General features: G+C 54.0%; 14 protein-coding genes. 5 read left to right on the top strand and 9 right to left on the bottom strand.

The annotated features are described in order from the left end of the window. Positions 1–209 precede the first annotated feature (209 nt). Positions 210–719 carry an SOS-induced cell division inhibitor SulA gene (sulA, locus tag NNN71_RS18370; RefSeq protein ID WP_163448561.1) on the top strand — a complete coding sequence of 170 codons (510 nt, stop codon included), beginning with the start codon at positions 210–212 and terminating at the stop codon, positions 717–719. 355 nt (positions 720–1,074) lie between these two features. Further along, positions 1,075–2,136: a porin OmpA gene (ompA, locus tag NNN71_RS18375; protein WP_163448560.1), complete on the top strand. Its 1,062-nt coding sequence runs from the start codon at positions 1,075–1,077 to the stop codon at positions 2,134–2,136. A 90-nt stretch (positions 2,137–2,226) separates the two neighbouring features. On the opposite strand, the gene matP is transcribed toward ompA, so the two are convergent. Next, a complete protein-coding gene (gene matP / locus NNN71_RS18380) occupies positions 2,227–2,682 on the bottom strand; it encodes a macrodomain Ter protein MatP (protein ID WP_163448559.1) in 456 nt (151 codons plus the stop codon). A 184-nt stretch (positions 2,683–2,866) separates the two neighbouring features. Between matP and NNN71_RS18385 the strand changes: the two genes are divergently transcribed. Together NNN71_RS18385 and fabA are read left to right on the top strand one after the other, a co-directional pair. After that, positions 2,867–4,627 (top strand): Lon protease family protein, encoded by a 1,761-nt coding sequence (locus tag NNN71_RS18385; protein ID WP_271459066.1) that lies wholly within the window; start codon positions 2,867–2,869, stop codon positions 4,625–4,627. A gap of 69 nt (positions 4,628–4,696) precedes the next feature. Beyond that, positions 4,697–5,215: a 3-hydroxyacyl-[acyl-carrier-protein] dehydratase FabA gene (gene fabA, locus NNN71_RS18390; protein ID WP_064548854.1), complete on the top strand. Its 519-nt coding sequence runs from the start codon at positions 4,697–4,699 to the stop codon at positions 5,213–5,215. 97 nt (positions 5,216–5,312) lie between these two features. Here fabA and rmf read toward each other — a convergent pair whose 3' ends face one another. The 6 genes from rmf to rlmKL form a co-directional block, all read right to left on the bottom strand. Then, entirely contained in the window at positions 5,313–5,480 is a 168-nt protein-coding gene (gene rmf, locus NNN71_RS18395) for a ribosome modulation factor (RefSeq protein WP_163448557.1), read from the bottom strand. Between the two features lie 262 nt (positions 5,481–5,742). Next, positions 5,743–6,297, bottom strand: coding sequence for a membrane integrity-associated transporter subunit PqiC (gene pqiC, locus NNN71_RS18400; RefSeq protein ID WP_163448555.1), 555 nt, complete (start codon positions 6,295–6,297; stop codon positions 5,743–5,745). After that, positions 6,297–7,934 (bottom strand): intermembrane transport protein PqiB, encoded by a 1,638-nt coding sequence (pqiB, locus tag NNN71_RS18405; RefSeq protein ID WP_163448553.1) that lies wholly within the window; start codon positions 7,932–7,934, stop codon positions 6,297–6,299. The genes pqiC and pqiB overlap by 1 nt, the downstream gene beginning before the upstream one ends. Before the next feature lie 4 nt (positions 7,935–7,938). Next, the gene (gene pqiA, locus NNN71_RS18410; protein WP_271459067.1) at positions 7,939–9,198 is read right to left on the bottom strand and encodes a membrane integrity-associated transporter subunit PqiA; all 1,260 of its coding nucleotides are present in this window, start codon (positions 9,196–9,198) and stop codon (positions 7,939–7,941) included. Between the two features lie 13 nt (positions 9,199–9,211). After that, positions 9,212–11,119, bottom strand: a complete 1,908-nt coding sequence (locus tag NNN71_RS18415) for an ABC transporter ATP-binding protein (protein ID WP_163448549.1) — start codon at positions 11,117–11,119, stop codon at positions 9,212–9,214. Positions 11,120–11,131: 12 nt separating this feature from the next. Further along, positions 11,132–13,237, bottom strand: coding sequence for a bifunctional 23S rRNA (guanine(2069)-N(7))-methyltransferase RlmK/23S rRNA (guanine(2445)-N(2))-methyltransferase RlmL (gene rlmKL, locus NNN71_RS18420; RefSeq protein WP_163448547.1), 2,106 nt, complete (start codon positions 13,235–13,237; stop codon positions 11,132–11,134). 98 nt (positions 13,238–13,335) lie between these two features. On the opposite strand from rlmKL, the gene NNN71_RS18425 reads away from it, so the two are divergent. Next, on the top strand, positions 13,336–14,445 hold the full coding sequence (locus NNN71_RS18425) for a YcbX family protein (RefSeq protein WP_271459068.1): 1,110 nt from the start codon (positions 13,336–13,338) through the stop codon (positions 14,443–14,445). On the opposite strand, the gene zapC is transcribed toward NNN71_RS18425, so the two are convergent. Both zapC and pyrD read right to left on the bottom strand, forming a co-directional pair. Beyond that, on the bottom strand, positions 14,442–14,984 hold the full coding sequence (gene zapC / locus NNN71_RS18430) for a cell division protein ZapC (protein ID WP_163448543.1): 543 nt from the start codon (positions 14,982–14,984) through the stop codon (positions 14,442–14,444). The two genes, NNN71_RS18425 and zapC, sit on opposite strands and share 4 nt — an antisense overlap. A 166-nt stretch (positions 14,985–15,150) precedes the next feature. Further along, entirely contained in the window at positions 15,151–16,161 is a 1,011-nt protein-coding gene (gene pyrD / locus NNN71_RS18435) for a quinone-dependent dihydroorotate dehydrogenase (protein ID WP_271459069.1), read from the bottom strand. Positions 16,162–16,367 lie beyond the last annotated feature (206 nt).

Consider the following 16,367-nt stretch of genomic DNA (forward strand, 5'->3'; position numbering starts at 1 on the left):
TTAATAATCATGGACATGAATACATTAAATTTATTAATCGTTCATATAACAAGCAACATAGGGAAGTTCTACCGGTACGGCAAGATGAATTTGTCATCATGGGTATTTCTTGTGCAATTTTGCGAGATGCTTTCAGAAAATGAGGTTGATCTTTAGACTTTGGGGTAGTACTGTATATTCATACAGTAACCCACAAGGTTGGATTAGCTATGTATACTTCTGGTGTCGTAAATCGTTCTTCTGTCACAGCCGCCACAACGGCTTCCCATGCTTTTACTCCGGTAAACAGCACCCCTGCCGCTTTAATTAGTGAAGTGCTCTATCGCGAAGATCAACCGATGATGGCACAGCTGTTACTGCTGCCATTGTTACAGCAGTTAGGTCAGCAGTCTCGCTGGCAGCTGTGGCTCACGCCGCAGCAGAAGTTAAGCCGTCAGTGGGTACAGGCCTCTGGTCTGCCGCTAACAAAAGTCATGCAGCTTCGCCAGATGTCACCCTGCGATATGCTCGACTCGATGGTTCGCGCATCACGTACCGGTAATTATAGTGTCGTTATTGGTTGGCTGAGCGAAGAATTGTCCGTAGAAGAACATGCTCGTTTACAAAACGCGGCGGAAGAAGGTAACGCAATGGTGTTCATTATGCGACCAGTTCAGACCGCATTACATCCAACAGGACAATTTAATGGGCTAAAAATTCACTCGAATTTGTACCATTAAGCGAAATTAAGAATTTTCCTGGGATTTTTTTTGCATTTTTTTTATCTGTCCGTTTTTATGGATGATTACAGGCAGAATGCTGGTCTGATGCGGTTTCCCGAATTTTATGTCGATTATTTTTTCGACACATTTGTTAAATATTGCGTATACAAGTCTTTTTTTTTCATAAGCCTGACGGAGTTCACACTTGTAAGTTTCCAACGACGTTGTAGACTTTACATCGCCAGGGGTGCTCAGCTTAACACCGCAGAGTTCTGCTAAGTATTTAACTAAGCCCCGCCCCCGGTGGAAGGATTTAACCGTGAGTCTATTTAGAACTTCATGGCAAATTTTGGATGATAACGAGGCGCAAAAAATGAAAAAGACAGCTATCGCGATTGCAGTGGCACTGGCAGGCTTCGCTTCCGTAGCGCAGGCCGCTCCGCAAGACAACACCTGGTATGCTGGTGGTAAACTGGGTTGGTCCCAGTTCCATGACACCGGTTGGTACCAGAGTGAACTGAACAACAACGGTTCTACCCACAACAGCCAGCTGGGCGCAGGCGCGTTCGGTGGTTACCAGGTTAACCCGTACGTTGGTTTCGAAATGGGTTACGACTGGCTGGGCCGTATGGAATACACCGGCAGCCGTACCAATGGCGCTCTGAAAGCTCAAGGCGTTCAGCTGACTGCTAAACTGGGCTACCCGATTACTGACGATCTGGACATCTACACTCGTCTGGGTGGTATGGTATGGCGTGCAGATTCCAACAACAACACTCAGGGTGTTGGTAAAAACCACGACACCGGCGTTTCCCCAGTATTTGCTGGCGGCGTTGAGTGGGCTGTAACTCGTGACATCGCTACCCGTCTGGAATACCAGTGGGTTAACAACATCGGCGACGCAAACACTGTAGGTGTACGTCCTGATAACGGCATGCTGAGCGTAGGCGTTTCCTACCGCTTCGGCCAGCAGGATGCTGCTGCTCCGGTAGTTGCACCGGCTCCGGCTCCGGCTCCAGAAGTACAGACCAAACACTTCACTCTGAAGTCTGACGTTCTGTTCAACTTCAACAAAGCAACCCTGAAACCGGAAGGTAAACAGGCTCTGGATCAGATGTACTCCCAGCTGAGCAACCTGGATCCGAAAGACGGTTCCGTAGTTGTTCTGGGCTTCACTGACCGCATCGGTTCTGACGCTTACAACCAGGGTCTGTCCGAGAAACGTGCTCAGTCCGTTGTTGATTACCTGATCTCCAAAGGTATCCCGTCTGACAAAATCTCTGCACGTGGCATGGGCGAATCCAACCCGGTTACCGGCAACACCTGTGACAACGTGAAAGCTCGCGCTGCACTGATCGACTGCCTGGCACCGGATCGTCGCGTAGAGATCGAAGTTAAAGGCGTTAAAGACGTTGTAACTCAGCCAGCGGCTTAAGTTCTCGTCTCATAAAAAAACCCCGCGCTGCGGGGTTTTTTTTCGGCCATTTTCTGCTGTCAGCAAAGAGGAGCCCGACCGCAGCCAGGGCTATTTTTCTTTCCCTAGCATGGCCTCGAGATCCTGCTTCAGGCTGGACATCTTACTCGCGTATTTCTCTTTATTTTCCGCATCTTCAATCAGTTGAACGATCGTCTCCGAGAGCGTCTTACCGCGACGCTGCGCCAGCCCAGCCAGCCTCTGCCAGACGGCAAATTCCAGGTCGATAGATTTCTTACGGGTATGCTGATGCTCGGCGTTAAAATGACGCTTACGGCGCGCACGTATCGTCTGCTTCATACGGTTCACCAGTTGCGGATTAATATGCTGAGCAATCCAGCTATTAACCTGAACCGGTTCGTGTTCCAGTGTCAGCAAAACATCGACGGCCTCTTGCGCGGCGCTGGCTTCAATGTAGCGGGTGACAGGCTCACCTTCCCGGTGTTTTTTCACCAGGTATTTCCACTTCCAGCCGCTTTCAAGATTTTCCAGTTGTTGATATTTCATGGCGATCTCAGTGTGACCGTGTAACTCTTTTCAGGATAACAGTTTTTTCTCAATGTGCTGAGAAGAAATCTGCAACTGTGATAGGGATAAAAGCTACCGCAGAAGATACTTCTGTATTCTCCGTGAGCTTCCCCGCGGCATCAGGTATAATCACGCACTTTACATCTGACTAAAAATAGCGACATTGACTATAAATACTCTTTCCCGGCGCTTTCTCGCCCCCGCGACTGAAGCATTCCAGGCGCTATTTGCCCAGCCTGATTTAGCCTCAGAAAACGACTCTTTATTCAGCGAGCTGCAGGCTCGTTTACATTACGCACTTGAGCAGTTTCTGCACCCTCAGGGCGTCTCCCCTTTCTTGCTGGTCAAAGCACCAGAAGAAAAAGAGTATCTGCACCTGCTGACGCAAACAACACGCTCTCTGCGCGATAGCGATGAATCGCCCCTGACGGGCGTCGATTATCAGGTCACCGGCGGTAAGGTCACGATGACGCCTGCGCGCAGCGCCGATGATACGTTTGCCAGCCAGGGGCCTGTTATTTTCGCCGACTGGGTTGAAGCTGAACAGCTCTTTGGCTGCGTACGCCAGTTTAACGGCGAAATCAGTTTACAGCCTGGCCTGGTGCATCAAGCCAACGGCGGCATCCTCGTGCTGCCGTTGCGCACGCTGATGTCGCAGCCGCTGCTGTGGATGCGTTTAAAGAATCAGGTCCTTCAGCAGCGCTTTGACTGGCTGACCTTCGATGACGCCCGTCCGCTGCCGATCAGCATTCCTTCCATGCCAATCAACCTGAAAGTCATCCTCGTGGGCGAACGAGAATCGCTGGCCGACTTCCAGGAGATGGAGCCCGAATTGACTGAATCCTCGCTGTACAGCGAGTTCGAAGACAGTCTGCAGCTCGCCGACGAAGAGACCCTGCGCCAGTGGTGCCAGTGGGTGTGGCAGGTAGCGCGTGAGAAATCCCTGCCGGGCCTGGCCGCCGATGCCTGGCCGCTGCTGATGCAGGAAGGCGCACGCTATACCGGCGATCAGGAGATCATGCCGCTCTGCCCGCTATGGATTAGCCGCCAGCTACGTGAAGCCGCGCCGTTTACCTCTGACGCCGTTATCAACGCCGAGCAGCTGAGAACCATGCTCACCCAGCGTCAGTGGCGCGAAGGTTTCCTCGCCGAGCGCATGCAGGATGAAATCCTGCTTGAACAAATTCTGATTGAAACCGAAGGCGAATGCATTGGGCAGATAAATGCCCTGTCGGTGATCGATTTCCCGGGGCACCCGCGCCCGTTTGGCGAGCCTTCACGCATTAGCTGCGTCGTGCATATTGGTGATGGCGAATTTACCGACGTTGAACGTAAGGCCGAGCTTGGCGGTAACATCCATGCCAAAGGCATGATGCTGATGCAGGCATTCCTGATGGCCGAGCTCGATCTGGATCAGCAGATCCCCTTCTCCGCTTCACTCACCTTTGAGCAGTCATACAGCGAGGTCGATGGCGATAGCGCCTCAATGGCCGAGCTGTGCGCGCTGATTAGCGCATTGGCTAACGTGCCAATCAATCAGAGCATTGCCATGACCGGTTCCGTTGACCAGTTTGGCCGCGCTCAGCCGGTCGGCGGGCTGAACGAAAAAATTGAAGGTTTCTTCGCTATCTGCGCCCAACGTGGCCTGACCGGCAAACAGGGAGTGATTATCCCTTCTGCCAACGTGCGCCATCTAAGCCTTGCCACCGAGGTGCAGGAAGCCGTCGAAGCCGGCGAGTTCTCTATCTGGGCCATTGATGACGTCACCGATGCGCTGCCGCTTCTGACGCAGCTCAACTGGGACGGCGAAGGTCAGACGCTGTTGCAAACTATTCAGGAACGCATCGCACAAGCCACGCAGCAGGAGCCTCGCTGCCGCTATCCGTGGCCGTTACGCTGGTTAAACCGGTCGAATTCCAACTGATCGGACTTGTTCAGCGTACACGTGTTAGCTATCCTGCGTCCCGAACTTAAAATAAGGCTTACTGAAAACATGGTAGATAAACGCGAATCTTATACAAAAGAAGACCTTCTTGCCTCTGGTCGCGGTGAACTGTTCGGCGCGAAAGGCCCACAGTTACCGGCTCCTAGCATGCTGATGATGGATCGTGTCGTGAAAATGACCGAAACCGGCGGCAATTTTGACAAAGGTTACGTTGAAGCCGAGCTGGATATCAACCCGGACCTGTGGTTCTTCGGTTGCCACTTTATCGGCGATCCGGTAATGCCTGGCTGCCTGGGCCTGGATGCAATGTGGCAGTTAGTCGGCTTCTACCTCGGATGGCTGGGCGGTGAAGGCAAAGGCCGCGCCCTCGGCGTAGGCGAAGTGAAATTCACTGGTCAGGTTCTGCCGACCGCGAAAAAAGTCACCTACCGTATTCACTTCAAGCGCGTCGTTAACCGTCGTCTGATTATGGGTCTGGCGGATGGCGAAGTGCTGGTTGATGGTCGCCTGATCTACTCCGCGACCGACCTGAAAGTCGGTCTGTTCCAGGACACTTCTGCATTCTGATGCCATTTAACGCCGCGATACGCTGGCGATAAATCGGTGTTATGAATCTAAAGGCGAAACCTCCGCAGTGCGGAGGTTTCTTTTTAAAGAGACAGTGTCAGGCAATAACTGCCCTGTCCTCCATGGCTTCTCGCCAGCCTCCCAGCCAGTAAGACCTTTGGTTTATAGTCTGGTAAGGACACATTTCTTTCGGACGCCCGGTAATGCCGGCCTGATATCCACGCTGATGTGCCCGCTCCAGGCGATCTCGTTTTTGTCTCTTCATGCCTCGTTTCCCTCATATCTTGGTCTGGTGGAAAAGAAAACAGTGGCTACAAAATATGCAGGCCACGTAATACGAATACCGCTAAAAAATGGCCCCGTCAATGCGTAGAATTCACACCAATGTCATATTTGTGAGCTAATCAAAAGAACATTTGTACAAAAAATGTGAGGCGGCACAGGTAAGGCGCTGACCTCAGACATAAAAAAACCGCCGTCGGTTTTACACCGACAGCGGCCCTTAGAACAATTAATTCTACTTATGGTTAACGATTGATGGTACGCGCAATAGACGCGGCTTCCTGACTCCAGGCCTGGGCCAGAGTTTTCACCATCGCATCATAACCATCCTGCTGCTGCGCCAGTTCGATGTGGAATGGACGCTTGGTTAACTGCCCCTGATGATTGAGCAGCCATTCGCCGCTCACCACCACTTTGCCATCATAGCGGCCATGGAATCCACTTACCGACACGTTCAACGTATCCTGGTCGCTGCCCAACGGCTGCGATGAAACCACCCAGCCAGGCAGTTGATTGCTCAGGTTGGAAACCAGAGCAGTACGCAGCTGCTGATCCAGCGGGCTGGCCCACAGATTATTGCTGGCAATCACGTACTGAACGTCGCTGGTCTGGTAGACCACCCCGCTGCCCGCAAGGAAGTCAGGAATACTGACCTGCTCTATCCACAGCATGCGTTGGCTGGTGCTGGCACCGTTTTGTACCGTTCCGGTCGCTATCGGCAGCTGATAATACGTTTTATTTTCCGTGGTGCTGCAGGCCGCCAACAGGCAGGCCGCAGCCAGGACTAACCACTTTTTCATTATTTTGCCCTCTTAGGCTCTGGATCTTTTTTATCCTTCGCTTCGAACACCAGCGCGTTGCTCTTCTCATTGAGCGTCTTCAGCACCGGCTGCAGTTCACGCAATACCTGATCCAGACGCTGCATATCGGCCACCATCTTGTTATAGGCCGCGGAACCCGGCTGGAAGCCCTGCATGCTGCGATTCAGTTCACGCAGCGTTTTCTGCATGTCACCCGGCAGCTGCTGCGCGGACTGGCTGGCGGTAATCTTGTTCAGATTATCCAGCGTCGTTTGCAGGCGGCGCATCGTATTCTGGCTCTCAGACAGCGTATTGGTGGCCTGTTGCACCATTGGCGTTAACGGCAGATTGTTGATCTTATCCAGCGTCTCCATCAGACGCTGCTGGATCTGCGCCAAACCGCCGCTGACGGTTGGGATGATCCCCATACCGCTAAACTCTTTCATTTTCGCAATCGCCGGCTCTTTTGGATAGAAATCCAGATCGACGTACAGCGCGCCGGTCACGAGGTTACCGGTTTTCAGTGCCGCACGTAGCCCGCGTTCAATCAGCATCGGCAGATGACCGCGTACGTCCGGGCTATCGCCAAACTGGGCCGCGAGACGTTCCGGCTCAATCTGGATCAACACCGGGATACGGTAATCATCGGTAATCGACTGGCGCAGGCCCGGCACAAAGTAAGGCACTTTAGCGACGGTACCGAGGCGAATCCCACGGAACTCAACCGGCGCGCCGGGTTGCAGACCACGAATAGAATCCTTAAAGAACATCAGGTAGTCGATATGCTGGGTATAGAGCGAATCCTGAATGCTTTTTTGATCGTCGTAGAGCTTAAACGCCGTCTTTTCCGCAATCGGCTGGCCCAGATCGACGCCTTCCGGCACGTCAAAGCTCACCCCGCCGCTGAACAGCGTCGCCAGCGACCCCATCTCAACGCGCATCCCGGCAGAGGTCAGATCCACCGCCACGCCGCTGTCTTTCCAGAAACGAACGTTACTGGTCACCAGGCGATCGTTCGGCGCGCTTATAAACAGCTGATAGCTGATGCTACGGGTCTGCGGATCGAAAGTACTGGTTTCCACCGACCCCACGCGATAGCCACGGAACAGGACCGGATCGCCGGGGCTTAGCTGCCCGGCCTTTTTGCTGTCGAGCAGCACGCGAATGCCCTTCGCATCTGGCGGCGCCAGCGGCGGCGAGTCCAGCAGTTGATACTGATTTAGCACCGAGCCTTTTTTGCCCGGCTGCAGCTCCACATAGGCGCCGGAGAGCAAGGTGCCAAGGCCGCTAATGCCTTCACGCCCCACCTGCGGTTTCACAACCCAGAAAACGGAGTCTTTATGCAGTAGCTTCTCCATTCCGGAATTCAGACGCGCCTTAATTTCTACGTGGGTCAGATCGTCGGTCAGCGTGGTGCTTTCTACCACGCCAACGTCCACGCTTCGGCTTTTAATGCGGGTTTTACCGCCCTCGATCCCTTCCGCGTTGGTGGTGATCAACGTCACCTCTGGCCCCTGATGGCTATAGTGATAGAACAGGATCCAGGCGCCAATCAGCGCGGTCACAATCGGGAAGATCCAAACGGGAGACCAGTTTTTCACTTTCTGCACTTTTGCCTCCCCACTCTTGGTTTCCATGCTTTTACGACTCCTCATGGCTTGACTCAGGTTCCCGATCCCACGACAGCCGAGGATCAAACGTCATTGCCGAGAACATGGTCATGATGACAACCAGCGCGAACATCAGCGCGCCAATCGCCGGATAAATATTCATTAGCCCCCCAATACGCACCAGCGCGGAGAGCACTGCAATGACGAACACATCAATCATTGACCAGCGGCCAACAAACTCAACCACTTCATAGATTAAGTGCATGCGTTCGCTGTCACGGTGACGCCGTTTCAGGCCGTTCGCGTCCAGACACAGCCAGGCAATGGCAATCATCTTCAGCGTCGGGACCATAATACTGGCGATAAAAATCACCATTGCGACCGGATATGAACCTTCGCTCCACAACAAAATCACCCCGGCAATAATCGTCGACGGCATTTTGTCACCCAGCAGATCGGTAATCATGATCGGCAGGATATTGGCGGGAAGATACAGGATAATCGACGTCACCAGCAGCGCCATGGTCCACTGTAAGCTGTTTTTACGACGAGCATGGCCTTTGCTGTGGCAACGCGGACATTCCAGTTGGTCGACCGGTAAAATGGCCGTACAACAGGCGCAGGAACGCAACCCCTGCCGCATACCGGTGATGCCCGGCTTCAGCGGCTGCGCCAGCGCAGGCATCGGGGCAATATCGTCCCACAGCCAGCGGCGGTCGACGCACTGGAAGGTGCGAAGCTGGAGCAAACAGAACAGACACCAGGGCAGGAAGCTGCTGCCTACGCCAATATCGCCGTAAGCCATCAATTTCACAAAACTCACCAATACCCCGGCGAGAAAGATTTCCGCCATCCCCCACGTTTTCAGCGTGAACAGAACGCGCGCCAGAAACGCTTTCAGGCGATGGGGCATCGGTACCCGGTTTACCAGTAGCAGGATGGTAATCAGACAGAATGCCGGCACCAGTTGCACAAACAGCAAGAAGAACGTCCCAAGGCTGGCGTAGTCTTCCGAGAACATGACGCTGGGAATTTCCAGCAGTTCAATCTGGCTGGTCACTCCCGCAACGTTCATGCTGATAAAAGGGAAAAGGTTGGCCAGCAGCAGCATGAATAGCGCCACCAGCACGTAGGCGGTGGGACGGCGTCTCGGCTCGTCCCACACGGTTGTCAGCGTCGTGCCGCAACGCGGACAGGTCGCTTTATGTCGGTACTCGAGGTGCGGCAACGCCACCAGCATGTCGCACTGTGAGCACAGAATATGCTGCGCAGCATGATGTTGTTCGCACATGAAAAGTCCTCAATCAGGCGCCGTTTTTCAACGCTTCCAGATATTCCCATCGTTCAAACGCTTCTTCCAGCGCCTGTTCCGCCTGCGACAGATCGGCCAGCACCTTTTGGGTGTGGTCATGCGGTTGGCTGAAGAAGTTTGCGTCAGCAACCTGTGCCTGTAACGCCTCTAATTCCGCTTCCAGCGTTTCCAGTTTCTGCGGCAGTTGCTCCAGCTCGCGCTGCAGGTTATAGCTTAGTTTGTTACTGGCGCGTTTGACAGTTTCTGCTTTAGCTTGAACCACTTCCGGCGTTTTCTTAATATTCGCCTGTTTTTGCGCCTGTGACTGTGACTGCTGCCCACGCGCATCGTGATAGCCGCCGACATACTGACCAATGCGCCCTTCACCTTCGAAGATCCAGCACTCGGTAACGGTATTGTCGACAAACTGACGATCGTGGCTCACCAGCAGCACGGTGCCCTGGTAGCCGTCGATCAGCTCTTCCAGCAGTTCAAGGGTTTCGACATCCAGGTCGTTGGTCGGTTCATCGAGAATCAACAGGTTACTTGGCTTGAGGAACAGACGTGCCAGCAACAGACGGTTACGCTCGCCGCCGGATAGCGCGCGCACCGGAGTCATCGCCCGCTTCGGATGGAACAGGAAGTCCTGCAGGTAGCCCAGCACGTGGCGCGGCTTACCGTTCACCATCACTTCCTGTTTACCTTCCGCCAGGTTATCCATCACCGTCCGGTCCGGATCCAGCTCGGCGCGATGCTGATCGAAGTAGGCGACTTCCAGCTTGGTACCAACGTGAATACGGCCGCTATCGGCCTGCAGTTGACCCAGCATCAGCTTCAGCAGCGTGGTTTTACCGCAACCGTTCGCGCCGATTAGCGCAATTTTATCGCCGCGTTGGACCTGGGCGGAGAAATCTTTCACCAGCACTTTGCCGTCAACCTGATAGTTGACGTCTTCCATTTCAAAGACGATTTTACCGGAGCGGGAAGCCTCTTCCACCTGCATCTTCGCGCTGCCCATCACTTCGCGGCGGGCGCTGCGTTCATTACGCATCGCTTTCAGGGCGCGAACGCGCCCCTCGTTACGGGTACGACGCGCCTTAATGCCCTGACGGATCCACACTTCTTCCTGCGCCAGCTTGCGATCGAACTCGGCATTTTGCAGCTCTTCAACGCGCAGCGCTTCTTCTTTTTCAATCAGATACTGATCGTAGTTACCCGGATAGGTCACCAGCTTGCCGCGATCGAGATCGACAATACGGGTCGCCATATTACGGATAAACGAACGGTCGTGCGAAATGAAGATAATCGTGCCTTTAAAGGTTTTCAGGAAACCTTCCAGCCAGTCGATGGTTTCGATATCCAGGTGGTTCGTCGGTTCATCGAGCAGCAGCACGCGCGGCGCGCTCACCAGTGCGCGGCCCAACGCCGCTTTACGCAGCCAGCCGCCCGACAGTGACGCCAGCTCCATATCGGGCTCCAGCCCAAGCTGCGCCAGCACTTCGTTGATACGGTTTTCGAGCTGCCACAGGCCGTGGTGATCCAGCTGTTCCTGAACCTTTGCCAGCTCCTGCAAATTTTTATCGCTCGGATCGGTGATCACCAGGTGCGAGATATCGTGATAGCGTTTGAGGTATTCCGCTTGTTCTTCGATACCTTCGGCAACGAAATCATACACGCTACCCTGCACGTTACGCGGCGGATCCTGCTGCAGACGCGCTACGACCAGGTCCTGTTCGTAGACAATACGCCCATCGTCAAGACCCTGCTCACGGTTAAGGATCTTCATCAGCGTCGATTTGCCCGCGCCGTTACGGCCAACCAGACAGACTCGCTCGTTATCCTCAATGTGCAGCTCGGCGTTGTCGAGAAGCGGCGCGTCGCTGAACGACAGCCAGGCGCCATGCATACTAATTAATGACATTCTTTATTCCTTTCAGGCTGCGGTAATCAGCCAGCAGTTGTGGATCTGACGGTTACGGGCAAAATCCTGCGACTGTGTTTTCTGGGTAATGTCTTGTGCTTTCAGTCCCAGTTCTGCCAGGCCGTCGTGGTCCATACGGAAGCCGCGTTTGTTGTTGGAGAACATGATAGTGCCGCCTTTACGCAGCAGACGTTTCAGATCCTTCATCAAACGCAGGTGATCGCGCTGGACGTCAAACGCATCTTCCATGCGCTTGGAGTTAGAGAAAGTCGGCGGATCGATAAAGATCACGTCAAACTGTTCGTCGGTATCGCGCAGCCATGCCAGCACGTCCGCCTGCATCAGGCGATGCGCGCGACCGGTCAGGCCGTTCAGACGCAGGTTGCGTTCCGCCCACTCGAGGTAGGTACGCGACATATCCACGGTGGTGGTCGAGCGCGCGCCGCCAAGACCGGCGTGCACGCTGGCGCTACCGGTGTAGGAGAACAGGTTGAGGAAGTCTTTGCCTTTACTCATCTCGCCGAGCATGCGGCGAGCAATACGGTGATCAAGGAACAGGCCGGTATCCAGATAATCGGTCAGGTTGACCCACAGACGCGCGTTATATTCGCTCACCTGCATGAAGTCGCCCTTCTCGTTCATCTTCTGATACTGGTTTTTGCCTTTCTGGCGCTCACGGGTTTTCAGTACCAGCTTGTTCGGCGCGATCCCCAGCACCGCGATGGTGGCGGCGATGATATCGAACAGACGCTGACGCGCTTTGTTAGCATCAACGGTTTTCGGCGGCGCATATTCCTGCACCACTACCCAGTCGGCGTAGCGGTCAACGGCCACGTTATATTCCGGCAGGTCGGCATCGTACAGGCGATAGCATTCGATGCCCTCCTGTTTGGCCCACTTTTCAAACTTCTTCAGGTTTTTACGCAGGCGGTTGGCATAGTCTTCCGCCAGCGATGCCGGTTTCTCACCCGTCGATTCGGTCAGATGATAGTTTTTCTGCACGCAGTCCAGCGGGCCGTTTTTCGCCTTAAACTGGCGTTCGGCACGCAATTGCAGGCAGCTCAGCAATTCCGGAGAGGCGCTGAACAGCGACAGGTTCCAGCCGCCAAACTGGTTTTTCATATTACGACCCAGCAGGCTGTGCATGGCAATCAACGCCGGTTCGCTTTCCAGACGTTCGCCGTAAGGCGGGTTGCTGATAACGGTGCCGTACGGGCCTTTCGGCAGCGGGTTGCTCAGCTGCGCCACGTCTTTCACTTCAAAGGTGATCAGCTCGCCAATTCCGGCGCGACGGGCGTTACTGCGCGCCAGTTCAACCACACGGCTATCCACGTCAGAACCAAAGAAACGGGATTCGTAGGCGGCGAGCCCGGCACGTGCGCGGGTCTGCGCGTCAGCCTTCACTTCTTTCCAGACGGCGTCGTCGTGCTGTGCCCAGCCGCTAAAGCCCCAGTGGCCGCGATGCAGCCCCGGCGCGCGATCGGTGGCCCACATCGCCGCTTCGATCAGCAGCGTACCGGAACCACACATTGGATCGAGCAGCGGCGTGCCCGGCACCCAGCCAGAGCGCATCACGATAGCCGCCGCCAGGTTTTCTTTGATTGGCGCCATACCGGTACGATCGCGGTAGCCGCGAAGGTGCAGACCTTCGCCGCTCAGATCGAGAGAAATATAGGCGGTCTCTTTGTTGAGGCGCACGTTAATACGCAGATCCGGATTGTCGCGATCGACGTTCGGACGCGGTAAATTTTTGCGCGTAAAGGCATCGACGATTGCATCTTTTACCTTCAACGCACCGTACTGACTGTTACGAATACTATCGTTCAGGCCGCCGAAGCTGACCGCGAAGGTGGCATCCGGGGTGAAGATAGAGGTCCAGTCAATAGCCTGTACGCCAAGATACAGATCGAGATCGCTCCAGACGCTACATTCTCCCAGCGGCATCATGATGCGCGACGCCAGACGGCTCCACATCAGGCTTTTGTACAGAAGCTGCGTGTCGCCCTGGAAATGGACGCCGCCCTGGGCAATCTGGCACTCTTGGGCGCCCAGGCCTTCCAGTTCAGTTTTTAACAGCTCTTCCAGCCCACGGGCCGTACTGGCAAACAGAGAATTCATATCGTCACTTTTACTCGCAGAAAATTGTTGCGCATTATAGCCAATCTGCGCCCCATGTCATAAAGTTAAAGGCTTATTTTCGACTCAGGGACAGCGTTGTGGCTACATTATCGCGGCTTTTTATACATCCGGTGAAATCCATGCGGGGAATCGGGCTCACGCATGCCTTTGCCGATATTAGCGGGCTGGCATTTGACCGCATTTTTATGATCACCGAACCCGATGGCACCTTTATTACCGCCCGACAATTCCCGGCAATGGTGCGCTTTACCCCGGCGGTGCTGCACGATGGGTTACATCTTACCGCGCCCGACGGCAGCAGCGCGCTGGTGCGCTTCGCTGATTTTACCGGCCAGCCTTCGCCGACCGAAGTATGGGGCAACCATTTTACCTCGCGTATTGCGCCGGATGCCATTAATCAGTGGCTGTCGCCGTTCTTTAAACGCGACGTTCAGCTACGCTGGCTCGGTGCTGACCTCACGCGTCGCGTCAAACGCCACGATGCGGTGCCGCTCTCCTTCGCCGATGGTTTTCCGTTCCTGTTGGTTAACGAAGCTTCGCTACGCGACCTGCAACAACGCTGCAAAGCCAGCGTGCAAATGGAACAGTTCCGTCCGAACCTGGTGGTGACCGGCGTTGAAGCCTGGGCTGAAGATAGCTGGAAAACCATCCGCATTGGCGACGTCGTTTTTGACGTGGTGAAACCGTGCAGCCGCTGTATTTTTACCACCATCAGTCCGGAAAAAGGGCAAAAACACCCCGCCGGAGAACCGCTAAATACCTTACAGTCGTTCCGTACCGATCCAGCCACCGGCGACGTCGACTTCGGGCAGAATTTAATTGCCCGCAACAGCGGCGTGGTGCGCGTGGGGGATGAAGTGGAAATCCTCACCACCGGGCCCGCAAAAGTCTATACCGCCGGGCAAACCGACGATGCCGTCGCGCCGCAGGCTCAGCAAAATGCGTTGGTGGATATCGAGTGGGAGGGAAAAACCTTCAGCGGGAATAATCAGCAAATTTTACTGGAGCAGCTTGAACAGCAGGGTATTCGCGTGCCCTACTCCTGCCGCGCCGGCCTGTGCGGCAGCTGCCGCGTGACGCTGGTCGAAGGGGAAGTGAATCCGTTGAAGAAAAGCGCGGTAGGCACCGACGGCACCATTTTGAGCTGTAGCTGTGTTCCCAAAACGGCGCTAAAACTGAGCCGTTAAACCGCCTGCTCCAGGCTGTAGCCGTCCAGTCCCGGCTGCGGTTGCAGCCTGTCGTTCATAATTTTGATCGGGTCGCCGAGTTGCATCGTGCGCCCGGCCAGAACCAGCCCAGGCTGCGCCAGCAAACAGAGCGCAGCGTTTTCACCCGGTTCAACGACCAGCAGATTAACCTGACTGTCGTCATCGCTCAGCCAGACGCTGGCCGCATCGCCGGTCACCGGCGTCCAGCCATTATCATGGGCGCGGAAGTGCCAGCTTTTTGGCATTTGGGGTTTCAGGAAACGAATCGCTACCAGGGCGTTAAGAATCAACTCGGCGCGATGTTCTTTAGACAACAGCAGATCGCGACATTTTTCTTCAAAAGAGAAATAGAGTGCGGCGTCATCAACGCAAAATCCGGTGGGTTCAAAAGCATCGGGAGTTAACATGCGGCGAGCAAAACGCGAGCGAAACAACATGCCGTTGGCTAAATCGAGCATCATGCGATCGTGCTCTTCATCATAATACCAGCGCCAGTTATCATCAGGTTTAATTCGCATTTTTCTCCCCCATCATTTTTGCATCCCGTGCAGCGTTTGTTCTTCCATTGCGTTAATTGTCGCCCTAAATAATAAAAGACCAATATGTCTAAATAAGCAACAATAAGGAAATATAAAGCAACCAGGGCTGGAAATAAAGCCCTGGATCACATTACTGGGAAAAAGACTAGATGTGGGTGACGATTTCTTTAATCAGCGGTGGGCCTTTAAAAATAAAGCCGGAATAAATCTGCACCAGTGACGCGCCAGCCGCCATCTTCTCGCGGGCCGCTATCACCGAGTCGATACCGCCAACACCAATAATAGGCAACTGACCTTTTAATTCGGCGGACAGCATACGAATAATTTCGGTGCTTTTTAATTGTAATGGACGACCGCTTAAACCACCGGTTTCATCACAATGTTTCATCCCCTGAACCAGAGAACGATCCAATGTGGTATTGGTGGCAATTACCCCATCAATATTATGGCGAACTAAACTGTCGGCCACCTGGATCAACTCTTTATGAGAAAGATCCGGCGCGATCTTCACCGCCACAGGAACATATTTATGATGTTTTTCCTGCAACTCAGATTGTTTATTTTTAATACCGGAAAGCAGATCGTCGAGCGCGTCGCCATATTGCAGCGTGCGCAGGCCTGGGGTATTTGGCGATGAAATGTTAATCGCAATATAACCCGCGTAGGCATAGATTTTTTCCATACAAATCAGATAGTCATCTTTGCCGTGCTCAACAGGGGTATCTTTATTCTTACCGATATTAATACCCAGAATACCGTCGAAATGCGCTTTTTTAACGTTTTCTACCAGGTTATCTACGCCGTGGTTATTGAAGCCCATACGGTTAATCAGACCTTCGGCGTCAACGAGGCGGAACAGACGCGGCTTATCGTTACCCGGCTGCGGACGCGGCGTCACGGTGCCGATCTCGATCGAACCAAATCCCATAGCGCCTAAGGCATCAATACATTCACCATCTTTATCCAGACCTGCCGCCAAACCCAGAGGGTTTTTGAACGTCAGCCCCATGCAGGTAACCGGCTTTTCCGGCACTTTCTGACGCACAAGCGCTTCCAGCGGCGTACCGGTGACTCGGCGTAATTGTTGAAACGTTAATTCATGAGCGCGCTCTGGATCGAGCTGAAAAAGTGCTTTACGAACGAAGGGATAGTACATGAACTCTCCTGGATTCCCGGTGTGCAAACCGGGGGCGTATTATGTGCGATCTCGCACAGAAAGGGAATTGACCTGCGGCAAAAAAAGCGCAATCGTTTTCCTTCTCTCCTTTATATACCTTCCCCGCCATATGCATTTTCCGGTAATCCTACGTCGGAAAAAGTATTTCGCGCACCTGACGACCTTTGAGACACTGAGGCAAATGT

The sequence above is a fragment of the Kluyvera sp. Awk 3 genome (assembly GCF_028069715.1).
GTDB classification, from domain to species: domain Bacteria; phylum Pseudomonadota; class Gammaproteobacteria; order Enterobacterales; family Enterobacteriaceae; genus Kluyvera; species Kluyvera georgiana_A.